The organism is Sphingomonas sp. AP4-R1 (assembly GCF_013113735.1).
In the GTDB taxonomy this organism is placed as follows: Bacteria; Pseudomonadota; Alphaproteobacteria; order Sphingomonadales; family Sphingomonadaceae; genus Sphingomonas_I.
The window spans coordinates 1,301,112-1,316,071 of the sequence record NZ_CP053346.1 but is presented as its reverse complement, the minus strand read 5'-3'; the positions used below and the strand labels follow the sequence as shown (position 1 = coordinate 1,316,071).

Genomic DNA, 14,960 nt, shown 5'->3' with positions numbered 1-14,960 from the left:
TTCTCCGGAAGAGGTTCTCGACAGGCTCGAACCAAACGGAAGAGGCGAAGGAAGGGAGGGTGACGGCCGCGTGCCGACCCCCTATCTCTCGACGCAATGGCCTCCCCCGAGATCGATGCGCTCACGCAAGCTCTGTCCCGCCTGCCCGGCCTCGGGCCGCGTTCGGCGCGGCGGGCGGTGCTGCATCTGCTGAAGAAGCGCGAGGCGGCGCTCAACCCGTTGCTGCGGGCGCTGGAGGCGGTGAACGAGAAGCTCGCCACCTGCTCCACCTGCGGCAATGTCGATACGACCGATCCGTGCGCGATCTGCGCCGATCCGCGCCGCGATGCGCGCATGCTGTGCGTGGTGGAGGAAGTGGCGGACCTGTGGGCGCTGGATCGCACGCGGCTCTTTCCGGGGCGCTTCCATGTGCTGGGCGGGCGGCTTTCGGCGCTGGAGGGCGTGCGGCCCGAGGATCTGGGGATCGATCGCCTGCTCGGCCGGATCGAGGCGGGCGGGATCGACGAGGTGGTGCTGGCGATGAACGCCACGCTGGAGGGCCAGACCACCGCCCATTATGTGGCCGAACGGATCGAGCGCTTTCCCGTGCGCGTGACCCAGCTGGCGCATGGCCTGCCCGTGGGCGGCGAGCTGGATTATCTGGACGAGGGCACGCTGGCGCAGGCGCTGCGCGCGCGGCGGCCTGTAAGCTAGCTGGTCCCCGAAGGAAGCAAGAACGGTGCTTCGACAGGCTCAGCACGAACGGGTTAAGGTGGTTCCGAGCTAGAAGCGGAGGTGCTGCCGCCCGCTGCCTACCCCTCGATCCCCTCCCTTCCGGGGAGGGGAAGGCGGTATCAAAAAAGCCTGCCGGGGCGCTCCTTGACACTCCCGGACCCCCCACACATATGCGGGCTGGCACTCTCTTTGCGCGAGTGCCAACAGATTTTGACGCAACGGGTGGGGGATCGGGGGCTTGGAGCCTTTTACCCTGCCCTTATTGCAGGAAAGGGACAGACATGGGTTTCCGACCGCTGCACGATCGCGTGCTCGTCGAACGCGTTGAGGCCGAGGAAAAGACGGCCGGCGGCATCATCATCCCCGACACCGCCAAGGAAAAGCCCCAGGAGGGCAAGGTCATCGCCGTCGGCACCGGCGCGAAGGCCGAGGACGGCAAGGTCACGCCGCTCGACGTCAAGGAAGGCGATCGCATCCTGTTCGGCAAGTGGTCCGGCACCGAGGTCAAGGTGGACGGCAAGGACCTGCTGATCATGAAGGAAAGCGATATTCTCGGGATCGTCGGCTAAGGCCAACGGGCTCGGGATCGTCGGCTGAGGCCCAGCCTGCTTCAAGTACCCCGTTCGTCCTGAGCGCAGTCGAAGGACGTGACATGGGGGACCACCGCTTGAAGCATGTGCTTCGACTTCGCTCAGCACGAACGGGGCTCAGCACGAACGGTTTGAATTAACGCCCGCCCTCGGGCTTCGGATTTAGGAAGGAATTTCAAATGGCAGCGAAGGACGTAAAGTTTTCGCGCGACGCCCGTGAGCGCATCCTGCGCGGCGTCGACATCCTCGCCGACGCGGTGAAGGTCACGCTGGGGCCGAAGGGCCGCAACGTCGTGATCGACAAGTCGTTCGGCGCGCCGCGCATCACCAAGGACGGCGTCACCGTCGCCAAGGAGATCGAGCTCAAGGACAAGTTCGAGAACATGGGCGCGCAGATGCTGCGCGAAGTGGCCTCGAAGACCAACGACAATGCCGGTGACGGCACCACCACCGCGACCGTTCTCGCCCAGGCGATCGTGCGCGAGGGCATGAAGTCGGTCGCCGCCGGCATGAACCCGATGGATCTGAAGCGCGGCATCGATCTCGCCGTCGTCAAGGTCGTCGAGGACGTGCAGTCGCGCTCGAAGCCCGTGTCCGGCACCAAGGAAGTCGCCCAGGTCGGCATCATCTCGGCCAATGGCGACACCGTCGTCGGCGAGAAGATCGCCGAGGCGATGGAGAAGGTCGGCAAGGAAGGCGTGATCACCGTCGAGGAAGCCAAGGGCCTTGAATTCGAGCTCGACGTCGTCGAGGGCATGCAGTTCGACCGCGGCTACCTCTCGCCTTACTTCATCACGAACCCCGACAAGATGACCGTCGAGCTTCAGGATCCCTACATCCTGATCCACGAGAAGAAGCTGTCGAACCTGCAGGCGATCCTTCCGATCCTGGAAGCCGTCGTCCAGTCGGGTCGTCCGCTCCTGATCATCGCCGAGGACATCGAGGGCGAGGCTCTGGCCACGCTCGTCGTGAACAAGCTGCGCGGCGGCCTGAAGGTCGCGGCCGTCAAGGCGCCGGGCTTCGGCGATCGCCGCAAGGCGATGCTGGAAGACATCGCGATCCTGACCAAGGGTGAGGTGATCTCCGAGGATCTCGGCATCAAGCTCGAGAGCGTCACGCTCGGCATGCTCGGCACCGCCAAGCGCGTCACTATCGACAAGGACAACACCACCATCGTCGACGGTGCGGGTGAGGAAGCGTCGATCAAGGGCCGCGTCGAGGCGATCCGCAAGCAGATCGAGAACACCACCAGCGATTACGACCGTGAGAAGCTCCAGGAGCGTCTCGCCAAGCTCGCCGGCGGCGTGGCCGTGATCAAGGTCGGCGGTTCGTCCGAGGTCGAGGTCAAGGAGCGCAAGGATCGCGTCGACGACGCGCTGCACGCGACCCGCGCGGCTGTCGAAGAGGGCATCGTCCCCGGCGGCGGCACGGCCCTGCTCTACGCTTCGAAGGCTCTCGAAGGCCTGACCGGCGCGAACGACGACCAGACCCGCGGCATCGACATCATCCGCAAGGCTCTGACCGCCCTGGTTCGCCAGATCGCGCAGAATGCGGGCCATGACGGCGCCGTCGTCTCGGGCAAGCTGCTCGAGAGCAACGACACCACGCTCGGCTTCAACGCGCAGACCGACAAGTACGAGAATCTCGTCGCGGCCGGCGTGATCGATCCGACCAAGGTGGTCCGCACCGCGCTGCAGAATGCGGCGTCGGTCGCCGGCCTGCTGATCACCACCGAAGCGGCGATTTCCGACGCTCCGGAGGACAAGGCTCCGGCCGGCGGCGGCATGCCCGGCGGCATGGGTGGTATGGGCGGCATGGGCGGTATGGACTTCTGATTTCGCACCGGCGCAGCGAATGCTGCGCCGGAGACGGAATCAGAACGGCCGGCGGGCGGCTCCGCTGCCCGACCCACGGCGCGAGGCTTTGCCTCGTGCCCCGTTCCGAACAGACCCGAAGAAGGGGCCGGGGGAGCAATCCTCCGGCCCTTTTTCTTTGCCGGGCGTCCCCGACTCGTCCTTGCGACCCCGGCCTTGAGCCGGGGGAAGCAATCCAGTCCCGCGCTGTCGGAGCTGGATTGCTTCGCTACGCTCGCCATGACGAAGCGATGGGTTGTGATTGAGGTATAAGCGCACCGCATCGGCCATAATCTGCGGCTAATCCGTCGGCCCGCATTGACCCGACTCCGCGTTGCGGCGCAGCATGGGACATGGCTCACGTCGCCCCTCCCCCGATCGCCCAGAATCCCGACATCCGCTATCTCGGCCGCCTGCTGGGCGACGTGATCCGCGCCTATGGGGGCGACGCACTCTTTCGGCGGATCGAATATATCCGTTCCTCCTCGGTGGATCGCGCGCGCGGGCTGGCGGGCGAGGTCGACACCGGACTGGATGCGCTGAGCATCGACGAGACGCTGGCCTTCACGCGCGGCTTCATGCTCTTCTCGATGCTCGCCAACCTGGCCGAAGACCGGCAGGGCGTGGCGACCGATCCCGACGCCGATCTCTCCGCCGCGCTGGAGCGGCTGGCGGGCCACGGCATCAGCCCGGATCAGGCGACCAACATGCTGGATCACGGGCTGATCGTGCCCGTGCTGACCGCGCACCCGACCGAGGTGCGCCGCAAGAGCATGATCGATCACCGCAACCGCATCGCCAACCTGATGCGCCTGCGCGACACCGGCGCGACCGAGACGCCGGACGGCGACCTGATCGAGGAGGCGATCCTCCGCCAGATCGCCCTGCTGTGGCAGACGCGGCCGCTGCGCCGCGAGCGGCTGTTCGTGGCGGACGAGATCGAAACCGCGCTCTCCTATCTGCGCGACGTGTTCCTGCCGGTGCTGCCCGCCCTCTATGCGCGCTGGGAGCGCGTGCTGGGCTCCCGGCCGAAGAGCTTCCTGAAGCCGGGCAGCTGGATCGGCGGCGACCGCGACGGCAACCCCTATGTGACCGCCGAGACGCTACGGCTGGCGCTGGGCAGTTCGTCCGAGGCGGTGCTGGCGCATTATTGCGCGCTGCTCCACGCGCTGGGTGGCGAGCTTTCCATCTCCAGCGAGCTGGCGCCCGTGACGGACGAGGTGGAGGCGCTGGCGACCGCCTCGCAGGATGACGGCCCGGCGCGTGCGGACGAGCCCTATCGCCGCGCCGTGACCGGCATCTATGCGCGCGTGGCCGCGACCTACACGGCGATCAGCGGCAAGCAGCCGATGCGCGTGCCGGCCCACCCGGCCGAGCGCTATGCGACGCCGGCCGAGCTGCGCCACGATCTGGTCGATCTCGCCCACGCGCTGGCCGCCAACGGGGGCGGGACGCTCGCCTCCAGCGGCGCGCTGGGTCGCCTGATCCGCGCGGTGGAGACGTTCGGCTTCCACCTCGCCACGCTCGACCTGCGCCAGAATAGCGACGTGCACGAGCGTGTCGTGGCGGAGCTGCTGAAGGTGGCGGGGGTCGAGGCCGATTATGTCGCGCTGGACGAGGCCGCCAAGGTCGCGCTGCTGCGGCGCGAGCTGCGCACGCCGCGCCCGCTGACCGGCACGCATCTGCGCTATTCGGAAGAAACCACCGGCGAACTGGCGATCGTGCAGGCCGCCGCCGAGGCGCATGCCAGATATGGCCCGGCCTCGATCACCACCTACATCATCTCCAAGACCGCGACCGTCTCCGATCTGCTGGAGGTGGACATCCTGCTGAAGGAAGTCGGCCTCTATCGCGCCGACGATCCGGCCGCCTCGACGATGATGGTGGTGCCCCTGTTCGAGACGATCGAGGATCTCGAAAACGGCCCGGCGATCATGAAGGCCTATTTCGACCTGCCCGAGGTTTCGGTGCGCGTGTCCGCGCGCGGCTATCAGGAGGTGATGGTCGGCTATTCGGACTCGAACAAGGACGGCGGCTATCTCACCTCCGTCTGGAGCCTGAACGAGGCGAGCCGCGCGCTGAAGCCGGTGTTCGAGAAAGCGGGCGTGGCGATGCAGCTGTTCCACGGCCGGGGTGGCGCGGTGGGTCGCGGCGGCGGATCGGCCTTCGCGGCGATCCTCGCCCAGCCGGCCGGCACCGTGAAGGGCCGCATCCGGATCACCGAGCAGGGCGAGGTGATCGCCGCCAAATATGGCACCAAGCCCGCCGCCGCGCTCAATCTGGAGGCGATGGCGGCCGCAACCTTGCTCACCAGCCTGGATCCGGGCGAGGTGAAGGGCGAGGCGCGCTTCCATGCGGCGATGCGCGAGATTTCGGGCAATGCGTTCCGCGCCTATCGCGGGCTGGTCTATGAGACGGAGGGTTTCCGCACCTTCTTCCGCCAGTTCACCCCGATCAACGAGATTGCCGGCCTGAAAATCGGGTCGCGTCCCGCGAGTCGCACCAAATCGGACCGGATCGAGGATCTGCGCGCCATCCCCTGGGTGTTCAGCTGGGCGCAGGCGCGCGTGATGCTGCCGGGCTGGTACGGCGTGGGCCATGCGCTGGCCGAATTCGAGGACAAGGCGCTCCTGAAGGACATGGCCGCACGCTGGCCCTTCTTCCAGACGACGCTCGCCAATCTCGAGATGGTGCTGGCCAAATCGGACATGGCGATCGCCGAACGCTATCTCGGCCTGGTCGAGGATCAGGCCGCGGGAATGGCCATTTTCGGCGAGATTCGGAAGGGCTGGGAGCTGGCGCGCGACAATCTGCTGGGCCTGACCGGCGACAGCCGCCTGCTGGAGAGCAGCCCCAAGCTGGAAGAGTCGGTGCGGCTGCGACTGCCCTATATCGAGCCGCTGAACCTGCTCCAGATCGAACTCATCAAGCGGCATCGCGCGGGCGAGGACGATCCCCGGATCGGCGAGGGAATTCAGCTTTCTATCAACGCGATCGCGACCGCTTTACGTAACAGCGGTTGACGTCGCGCGGGGCAGGCGTAAGGCACTGTTAACAGCCTCGGGCCCATCATGGCCTGTGAGGTTTGTGATGCGACATACATGGGGGGCCATGGTCGGGGGGGAGATCGCTGGGCGGCGTTGGCGCCTGGCGTGCATCAGCGCATGCCTGTTCTTTCTCGCCGCGCTGGCGAGCGAGTTCGTTGCCACGCAGGCTTCGAATCGCGCGGGCCTGTGGCCGGCGAACGGCATCCTGCTGGGCCTGCTGATCGCGCGTGGCCGGGACGGCTGGGATCGCTTCTGGATCATCGCGGGTGCCGTGCTCGGCAATTTCGCCTCCGCCTTCCTGCTGCACGAACCCCGCCTGCTGATCCTGCTCTTCCCCATCGCGAACGTGGTGGAAGCGGGTGGGGCGGCGTTGCTGGTGGCGCTGTTCGGCGGCATCAGCGGCGCGTTCGAGCGCATCCGCGACGTTCTGGTCTTCGCGGTGGCCTGCACGATCGCGCCCGTTTTCTCGTCCGTTCTCGGCGCGGCCGGCCTGCACTGGGCGCTGGGCGCGCCTTTCCCGCAGACGATCGTCAACTGGTACAGCGCGACCTGCCTCAGCCTCGCCATCGTGGCGCCGGCCGTGATCGTGATCAGCCGCCTGATCGAAACGGGCACGGCGCGGGACATTTCGGTCAGGCGGCTCGTCGAATCGGTGCTGCTGCTCGGGCTGGTGGCCGGAACGGCGTTCCTGATCTTCTTCGGCACGCGTCTGCCGATCCTGTTCCTGATGCTGCCCGTGGTGCTGTTCGCCACCTTCCGGATGCGACAGCTGGGTGCGGTCGTCTCGATCGTGATCGTCGCGACGATCGCCGCGCGCGCCACGGCCGAAGGCCACGGCCCGATCGCGGTGCATGGCGGCGTCGACGGAGCCGGACATCTGCTGATGCTCCAATTCTTTCTGGCGGTGACCTTCCTGTCATCCCTGCCCGTGGCCGCAGCGCTCACCCAGAGCGACCGGCGCGGCGAGGAAGCCTATCTGCTGGCCGACCATTTCAAGACCGTGGTCGAGAATATCGGCGAGGTGATCTTCCGCACCGATCGCAAGGGCCGCTGGACCTATCTCAACCCCGCCTGGGAGGCGCTGACCGGCTATACGGTGGCGCGCAGCGAGGGCCGCAGCTGGCTCGACTGGGTGGAGGAGAGCGAGCGGGCCGAGTTCAGCGAATGGGCGCAGCCCGTGCTGGACGGCGACGTGCGGAACACGCGCCGGCTGCTGCGCTTCCGCACCTTGCTGGGCGAAGTGCGCTGGATGGAGCTTTCGATCCAGGCGCTGCGCGACAGCAACGGCATGATGGCCGGCACCACCGGCACCTTGCGCGACATCGACGATCGCAAGAAGCTGGAAGAGCATGTGATGTCCGCCAAGCGCCGCGCCGAGGAGCAGGCGCGCGAGGCCACGTTGCTCGCCTCCACCGACGAATTGACCGGCCTTGCCAACCGCCGCGCCTTCCTCCGCCACCTCGAACGACAGGTGGAGGCGGCCAACGAATTCGGCTGGGCCCTGGCGGTCGCGATCTTCGACGTCGACCATTTCAAGCTGGTCAACGATTCCTACGGCCATGCGATCGGCGATCGCGTGCTGCAGCTGGTCGCCAACCGGGCGATCAGCGTGGTGCGGAGCGGCGATCTGGTCGGCCGGCTCGGCGGCGAGGAATTCGCGATCCTGATGCCCGGCGCCAATCCGGAAGACGCCACGGTGGTGGCGGAACGGCTGCGCGGAATGATCGAGCGGCCGGGGGACGCCGGCGCCGAAATCCTGCCCACCGTCACCGTCAGCGTCGGCATCGCCGCGCACAGCCGCGGACAGGATCCGGCCGAATTGCTGGCTGGCGCCGACCGCGCCCTCTATGCGGCCAAGAGCGGCGGCCGCAACCGCGTCAAGCTCGCCGCCTGATCCCCGGTTTCGGACCACCCAGCCCCCGCTCCCCGGCCTCCATCCGGCGCTTTTCCGCTCGACCCCGGATTGCGTGCGCTGCAGCATTAACGCATCCTTGAGAGGATAGGCATTAACCACATGCCTTCGTTTCCCATGATCCGGGGGGATCAACATGCTTGAGGTTGCCGCGCTCTTCTACGGCGTGATCGCCAGTTTTCTGATGGCCAGCGTTTCGCGCAACAAGCGCGAATCGCGCGGTAATCCGCCGATCGTCACGGCGTTCGGCTGGGCCATGCTGTCCTTCTCGGCGGCGATGGGCGCGATGCTGATCGTCTATGCCGCGTGGCTGATCGTGAACGGCACGGCCGGCTGATATTTTTGCAGATGCGCGGAAGCGCGCATTGGCAGCGCCGCACCACCCCTTCTCCACGCCATTACGCATCCTAAACGGTTGCGCCGCGTTGGGCCCGCATGGTGACAAAACCGCCACGCCAGGCCGCCCTCATCGTCAACGGAAAATCCCGCAAGGGACGTGAGGCGTTTCGCGACGCCTGCCGCCTGCTGAAGGACGCCGGCGTCGAGCTGGTTTCCGCCAAGGCCGTGCGCGATCCCCGCAGGCTGGACGGAGAGGTTCGCGCGGCGGTCGCCTCCGGCGTGCCGATGGTGATCGTGGGCGGCGGGGACGGCTCCATTTCCGGCTCCGTCGATCATGTCGTAGCGGAAAAGACCGTCTTCGCGCTCCTGCCCCTCGGCACCGCCAACAGCTTCGCGCGCACGCTCGGCATCCCCCTCGATATCGCGGGCGCGGTGAAGGTGATCGTGGAGGGGCAGGTGCGCCGGATCGATCTCGGCATGATCGACGCGGATTATTTCGCCAATTGCGCGGCGATCGGCATCTCTCCCCTGATCGCGAAAACCGTGCCCCACGGCCTGAAGAAATGGCTCGGCCGACCCGGCTATCTCGCCTGGGCCGCGCTGCAGATGGCGCGCTTCCAGCCCTTCACGCTGAAGGTGAGCTGGGACGGCGGCAGCGAGAGCCTGAGCGCGCTGGAGGTGCGCATCGCCAATGGCGCCTATCATGGCGGCACCGAACTCGTGGAAACCGACGTCGAGAATGGCGAGATCGTGGTGCAGGCGGTGGTGGGATCGGCGCGCACCAAATTGCTGTGGAGCTGGGGCCTCAGCCTGATCGGCCCGCAGACCGCGCGCGGCACGTTGCGCGAATTTCGGGGCAAGAGCTTCCGGGTGGAGACCATCCCGCCTTTGCCCATCTCGATCGACGGCGAAGTGCTGGCGCGCACGCCCGTTCAGGCCAGCATTTCCGAACGGGCGATCCGGATGGTAGTGCCCGCCTGATGGGCGAGATCATCAACCTCCGCACCGCGCGCAAGGCCAAGGCGCGCAAGGATGCCGACGTGAAGGCGAGCGCCAATCGCGCGCTGCATGGACGGACGACCGCGGAGAAGACCCGCGATCGGATCGAGGCCGAGCGGCTGGCCCGCGTGGTGGATGGCGCCAAGCTGGAGGGTGACGACCGATAACTCCCCTCCCTGAAAGGGAGGGGTTGGGGGTGGGTGGAAAGAAGCGGCGCGCCTCGCTTCCGGCTCCTCCCGATCCACTCTTCCCCTATCCGGCAAACGGCCCGGAGTGAGCGACCCACCCCCGGCCCCTCCCTTTCAGGGAGGGGAGAAGGAAGGGTTCGCTTTCCTTTGCCCGCCCGCGCGCTAGGAGGCTCGCTCATCCAGCGGAGACAGAGCGTGGCGATCACGATGTACGGCATCCCCAATTGCGACACCGTGAAGAAGGCGCGCACCTGGCTGGAGGGGCACGACGTCGCCTTCGCCTTTCACGATTACAAGAAGGCCGGTGTCGATCGCGCGCAGCTGGAAGGCTGGGTGGCCGAGCATGGCTGGGAGACGGTGCTGAACCGCGCCGGCACCACCTTCCGCAAGCTGCCCGAGGCGGATCGCGCCGATCTGGATGCGGGCAAGGCGATCACGCTGATGCTGGCCCAGCCTTCGATGATCAAACGCCCGATCCTCGATCTGGGCGACAGCCGGATCGTGGGGTTCAAGCCCGACATTTACGAGGCGGTGTTCGGCTGAGCCCCCCTTCTCGCCGTTTGCACTGAGCTTGTCGAAGTGCCGTTCTTTCTGTCGCCGCATAGGAAGGACGGTGCTTCGACAAGCTCAGCACGAACGGCTTTTGGAGTGAAACGCTAAAGCCAGCCCTCGGCCTTGTACCACGCCGCCGTGTCCGCCAGTCCCTGCGCCGTCTCCACCTGCGGCTGCCAGACCTCTTCGGGCGGGCGGCGGGCGGGGAGGACCGTCCAGTCGGGGTGGCAATAATAAGCCAGCCGATCCGCCGTCAGCTTGGCGAGCGGGCCGGGCACATGGCGGCCGAGCCAGGATCCGGCCTTCAGCACGCCCTGCGGCATGGGCAACGGTAGCACGCGGCGACCGATCGCCTTGCCGACCAGCCGCGCGAATTCGACATGACTCCAGCCGCCTTCGCGCCCGTCATCCGGCTCGAACAGGCGCGTGATGCTGGCCGGGTGATCGAGACAATCGAGCAGCAGGCGGCACAGATCCGCCACCGCGATTACCGACAGCGCACCGGCAGGTGGCAGCGGCACCACGCCCGACTTGGCGACGCGGAACAGCTCCAGGATCTCGCGATCGCCGGGGCCATAGACGGCGGGCGGGCGGACGATCGTCCAATCGCCGCCGGATGCGATCACGCTTTCCTCCGACTCGGCCTTGGAGCGGCCATAAGCCGACAGATGCGGCTCGCGCGCGGCGAGCGAGGAGACGTGGACGAAGCGCTCGATCCCGGCGGCGAGCGCGGCGGACACCATCGCCTCCGTGCCCAGCACATTGCCGCGATGGAATTCCGCCTCGCTGCCGTTGATGACGCCCGCGACGTGGATGACGGCCTCGCAGCCCTCGACCAGCGCGGCCAGGCCCGGCGGCCGATCCAGCGCGCCTTCCACCCATGTCACGCCCGAGCGCGGCGGCTGCGGGCGGCGGGTGAGCGCGCGCACCTTATGCCCGCGCGCCACGGCCAGATCGATCAGGTGTGCGCCGACGAAACCGGTGCCGCCCGTGATCGCGATGCGGCTCACACCAGCACCAGATGATCGCGGTGGACCATCGCGGAGCGTGGCGCGTAACCGAGCAGATCGGCCTGCGCATCGTTGCGGCGGCCGACGATCTTCGCGGCATCGGCCGCATCATATTCGGCAAGGCCGCGACCGAGGATCAGGCCTTCCGCATCGCTGATCTCGATCACGTCGCCGCGCGCGAACAATCCCTCGACGCGCGTGGCGCCGGCCGCGAGCAGGCTGCGCCCGTCGCGCAGCGCCTTCGCCGCGCCCGCATCGACGATGATGCGCCCGCGCGCCGTGAGCCGCCCCGCCAGCCAGGCCTTGCGGCCCTTCCGGCCGACACCGCCCCAGAAGAGCGTGCCCCGCCCGGTCTCGGCGAAACGCGCGAGCGGATGATCGACGCGGCCGGAGACGATCGCGAGATGCGCGCCGGAGCCTTGTGCGATCCGCGCCGCCTCCAGCTTCGAAATCATGCCGCCCGATCCCATGCCGGAGGCCGAACCGCCATCCGCCATCGCGCGGATGCGGGCATCGACCACGCGCACCTCTGGCACCAGAGTCGCGGTGGGATCGACGCCGGGATTGGCGGTGTAGAGCCCGTCGATATCGGAGAGCAGGATCACGCCCTGCGCGCCCGCCGCCTGCCCCACACGCGCCGCCAGACGATCATTGTCGCCGAAGCGGATTTCGGTGGTCGCGACCGAGTCGTTCTCGTTGATGACGGGGACGACGCCCAGCGCGAGCAGGCGATCGAGCGTGGCGGACGCGTTCAGATAGCGGCGGCGATCCTCCAGATCGTCGAGCGTCACCAGCATCTGCGCGGCGACGAGGCCGCGTTCGTGGAGCAATTGCGCCCAGGCGGAGGACAGACCGATCTGGCCGGTGGCGGCGGCGGCCTGCGCATCTTCCAGACTCGCGCGGCCGCCCTTGGGCAGGCCCAGCACGCGCGCGCCGAGCGCGATCGCGCCCGAGGAGACGATCGCGACCTGCTGCCCCGCATCGCGCCGCGCGGCGATATCCGCCACGACGGTGTCCAGCCAGTCGCGCCTTATGTGGCCGGCCTTGTCGACGAGCAAAGCCGAGCCGATCTTCACGATCAGCCGGGGGCATGAAGCAGGCGAAAGCGACTCGGAAATCAGAGGGGCGACCACTCGATCGCATCCTCGCCATTATCGTCTTCGCTGACCGCGCCATGCTCCGGCCCGATCTCGTCGAGCAGGCGATCCAGCACCCAATCGAGACCCGTGCCCGCCGCGCCCGACATGGGGATGACCGGGGCGCCGCTCGCCAGCTCCAGCTCGGTCGACAGCGCCTCGATCAGTTCGTCGTCCAGCGTATCGATCTTGTTGAGGACGACGAGGACGGGCTTTTCGGTCAGGCCCGCGCCGTAAGCTTCCAGTTCCTCGCGGACGATGCGGTAGCTTTCGGCCACATCCTCGTCATTCGCGTCCACCAGATGCAGCAGCACGCGGCAACGCTCGATATGGCCGAGGAAGCGATCGCCGATGCCGGCGCCTTCCGCCGCGCCCTCGATCAGGCCGGGAATGTCGGCCACCACGAATTCGCGGTTGCGATGGCGCACCACGCCCAGCTGCGGCCGGGTGGTGGTGAAAGCATAGGCGCCGACCTTCGCCTGCGCGTTGGTGACGGCGTTGATGAAGGTGGATTTGCCCGCATTGGGCAGGCCGACGAGGCCGGCATCGGCCAGCAGCTTCAGCCGCAGCCACACCCACATCTCCTCGCTCGGCCAGCCGGGACCATGCTGGCGGGGCGCGCGATTGGTGGAGGTCTTGTAGGTGGCGTTGCCGCGCCCGCCATCACCGCCGCGCAGGAAGACCCGCTTCTCGCCCGCCTTGGTGAAATCGGCGAGCACATCCTCCTTGTCCTCGGACAGGATCTGCGTGCCGACCGGCACCTGGATGACGAGATCGTCGCCGCCCGCGCCCGTCCGGTTCGAACCCGCGCCGCCATGGCCGCGCGGCGCGCGGAAATGCTGGGTGTAGCGGAAGTCGATCAGCGTATTGAGGCCGGCGACGGCCTCGAAGATCACGTCCCCGCCCTTGCCGCCATTGCCGCCGTCGGGGCCGCCATATTCGATGAACTTCTCGCGCCGGAACGACACCGCGCCCGGGCCACCCGCGCCGGAGCGGATGAAAATCTTGGCCTGATCCAGAAAATGCATGGCAGGCGCTTAGCGCCTTAGGGGCGCGGCGTCACCCGATCAGGCCGATGTGCCCAACCGTGCTCCTGCGAACGCAGGAGCCCAGAGCTGCAGGCGAAGTCACGTGAGCCCTGGACTCCGGCTTTCGCCGGAGTACGGCCAACACCCGGCAAGCGGATCACGCCGCAAGCGGCGCATTCTCCGCTTCCTCGGCCATATCCTCGCCGCGCGCGAAACGCGGGCGGATGAAGCCCTTCACATCCATCTCGACGCCACGGCCAAGGCTGTGCAGCCGGCCGGTCTCGCCGGTCGGGCGGAAGCCCAGACGACGCAGCACGCGGCCCGACGCCGGATTGTCCAGCGCATGGCTGGCGATCAGGTGCGGCAGACGCAGCGTCTCGTCGCAGGTGGCGATCAGGGCGCGGCCGGCCTCGGTGGCATAGCCCTTGCCCCAATGGGCCCGCGCCAGCCAGTAGCCGAGTTCCGGCGTACCGTTCACGCCATCGTGAATGCCGATTCCGCCGATCAGCTCGGGCGTGGAGCCCTCGCGGCGGAAGATCAGCAGGCGCGGGCGATCATGCTGCTGAGGCAGCGACAGAAACTGCTCCGCATCGCCCAGCGCATAAGGCCAGGGCGCACGCGCCAAATTACGGACCACCGCGTGGTCCCCGATCGCCCTGCTCAAAGCGGGCGCATCCTCGATCCAACCCGGCCGCAGCAGCAGCCGTTCTGTTATTGCAAACATGGGTTTACTCTCCCCGCGCTCTCGTACCGCCAGAGCATTACGCTCGAGCGACAACGACGTTTCAGGGAGACACGAAAAAGGGAGCCGGTGCGACCCGTCTCCCTGATTGTCCGCCGCAGCGGACGTTCGGGTCGCCCTTGGGACGACCCGTTTTCACGTTCGTCCGATTATTCGGCGGCGAGCGCCGTAATCACGCTGACGTACTTGCGGCCGAGCTTGCCGTCGTGAAACGACACGCGGCCCTCGGACAGCGCAAACAACGTGTGATCCTTGCCCATGCCGACGTTCACGCCGGGATAGACCTTCGTGCCACGCTGGCGGATGATGATGTTGCCGCCGATCACTTCCTGACCGCCGAACTTCTTCACGCCGAGACGACGACCGGCCGAGTCGCGACCGTTGCGGGATGAACCGCCTGCCTTCTTATGTGCCATGAGTCGCTAGCTCCTTACGCTTCGGCGGCGGCCGGCGTTTCCGCCTTGGCAGCCTTGGTCTTGGCCGGCGCCTTGTGGTCGCCGATCGCGGTGATCTTCAGGATCGTGTGATACTGGCGGTGGCCGTTGCGGCGGCGATAATTGTGACGGCGGCGCTTCTTGAAGACGATGATCTTCTCGCCGCGGCCCTGCGCCACGATCTCGGCCGAGACCACGAGGCCCTCGACCGACTTCAGCTCGGTCCCGTCGCCCGCAAGCAGAACGTCGGAAAGGGACACGGCTGCGCCGGCCTCGCCCTCGAGCTTCTCAACGACGATCTTGTCTCCGGCGGCGACGCGATATTGCTTGCCGCCCGTGCGCACGATTGCGAACATGGGCCTCATCTTCTTTCAAATCTGGATCGCGCGCCAAATGGCCACCGAGGGCGCACCCCG

Annotated in this window: 15 protein-coding genes; 9 read left to right on the top strand and 6 right to left on the bottom strand. The window is 67.3% G+C overall.

The genetic code is table 11. The features are described 5' to 3' along the window. The first annotated feature begins 96 nt into the window (after positions 1 to 96). The 9 genes from recR (at position 97) to HL653_RS06440 (ending at position 10,185) form a co-directional block, all read left to right on the top strand. Positions 97 to 693, top strand: a complete 597-nt coding sequence (gene recR, locus HL653_RS06480) for a recombination mediator RecR (RefSeq protein ID WP_171743797.1) — start codon at positions 97 to 99, stop codon at positions 691 to 693. Positions 694 to 995: 302 nt separating this feature from the next. Then, positions 996 to 1,283 carry a co-chaperone GroES gene (gene groES / locus HL653_RS06475; RefSeq protein ID WP_171743796.1) on the top strand — a complete coding sequence of 96 codons (288 nt, stop codon included), beginning with the start codon at positions 996 to 998 and terminating at the stop codon, positions 1,281 to 1,283. 200 nt (positions 1,284 to 1,483) lie between these two features. Continuing rightward, a complete protein-coding gene (gene groL, locus HL653_RS06470) occupies positions 1,484 to 3,139 on the top strand; it encodes a chaperonin GroEL (protein ID WP_171743795.1) in 1,656 nt (551 codons plus the stop codon). Positions 3,140 to 3,510: 371 nt separating this feature from the next. Beyond that, positions 3,511 to 6,180: a phosphoenolpyruvate carboxylase gene (gene ppc / locus HL653_RS06465; protein WP_171743794.1), complete on the top strand. Its 2,670-nt coding sequence runs from the start codon at positions 3,511 to 3,513 to the stop codon at positions 6,178 to 6,180. Positions 6,181 to 6,268: 88 nt separating this feature from the next. Next, positions 6,269 to 8,098: a diguanylate cyclase gene (locus HL653_RS06460; protein WP_171743793.1), complete on the top strand. Its 1,830-nt coding sequence runs from the start codon at positions 6,269 to 6,271 to the stop codon at positions 8,096 to 8,098. A 154-nt stretch (positions 8,099 to 8,252) separates the two neighbouring features. Next, complete coding sequence (locus HL653_RS06455) at positions 8,253 to 8,453, top strand: hypothetical protein (RefSeq protein WP_171743792.1); 201 nt, start codon at positions 8,253 to 8,255, stop codon at positions 8,451 to 8,453. Between the two features lie 98 nt (positions 8,454 to 8,551). Next, on the top strand, positions 8,552 to 9,436 hold the full coding sequence (locus HL653_RS06450) for a diacylglycerol kinase family protein (protein ID WP_171743791.1): 885 nt from the start codon (positions 8,552 to 8,554) through the stop codon (positions 9,434 to 9,436). Beyond that, positions 9,436 to 9,621, top strand: coding sequence for a DUF4169 family protein (locus tag HL653_RS06445; RefSeq protein ID WP_171743790.1), 186 nt, complete (start codon positions 9,436 to 9,438; stop codon positions 9,619 to 9,621). The genes HL653_RS06450 and HL653_RS06445 overlap by 1 nt, the downstream gene beginning before the upstream one ends. A 216-nt stretch (positions 9,622 to 9,837) precedes the next feature. Then, complete coding sequence (locus HL653_RS06440) at positions 9,838 to 10,185, top strand: ArsC family reductase (RefSeq protein ID WP_171743789.1); 348 nt, start codon at positions 9,838 to 9,840, stop codon at positions 10,183 to 10,185. A gap of 113 nt (positions 10,186 to 10,298) precedes the next feature. Here HL653_RS06440 and HL653_RS06435 read toward each other — a convergent pair whose 3' ends face one another. The 6 genes from HL653_RS06435 to rplU form a co-directional block, all read right to left on the bottom strand. Further along, complete coding sequence (locus tag HL653_RS06435) at positions 10,299 to 11,204, bottom strand: NAD(P)H-binding protein (protein ID WP_171743788.1); 906 nt, start codon at positions 11,202 to 11,204, stop codon at positions 10,299 to 10,301. Continuing rightward, positions 11,201 to 12,337, bottom strand: a complete 1,137-nt coding sequence (gene proB, locus HL653_RS06430) for a glutamate 5-kinase (RefSeq protein ID WP_171743787.1) — start codon at positions 12,335 to 12,337, stop codon at positions 11,201 to 11,203. The genes HL653_RS06435 and proB overlap by 4 nt, the downstream gene beginning before the upstream one ends. Then, positions 12,322 to 13,368, bottom strand: coding sequence for a GTPase ObgE (gene obgE, locus HL653_RS06425; protein WP_171743786.1), 1,047 nt, complete (start codon positions 13,366 to 13,368; stop codon positions 12,322 to 12,324). The genes proB and obgE overlap by 16 nt, the downstream gene beginning before the upstream one ends. Positions 13,369 to 13,525: 157 nt before the next feature. Beyond that, positions 13,526 to 14,092, bottom strand: a complete 567-nt coding sequence (locus HL653_RS06420; RefSeq protein WP_171743785.1) for a GNAT family N-acetyltransferase — start codon at positions 14,090 to 14,092, stop codon at positions 13,526 to 13,528. 167 nt (positions 14,093 to 14,259) lie between these two features. Continuing rightward, the gene (gene rpmA, locus HL653_RS06415; RefSeq protein ID WP_171743784.1) at positions 14,260 to 14,526 is read right to left on the bottom strand and encodes a 50S ribosomal protein L27; all 267 of its coding nucleotides are present in this window, start codon (positions 14,524 to 14,526) and stop codon (positions 14,260 to 14,262) included. Positions 14,527 to 14,540: 14 nt separating this feature from the next. Continuing rightward, a complete protein-coding gene (rplU, locus tag HL653_RS06410; RefSeq protein WP_171743783.1) occupies positions 14,541 to 14,900 on the bottom strand; it encodes a 50S ribosomal protein L21 in 360 nt (119 codons plus the stop codon). Positions 14,901 to 14,960 lie beyond the last annotated feature (60 nt).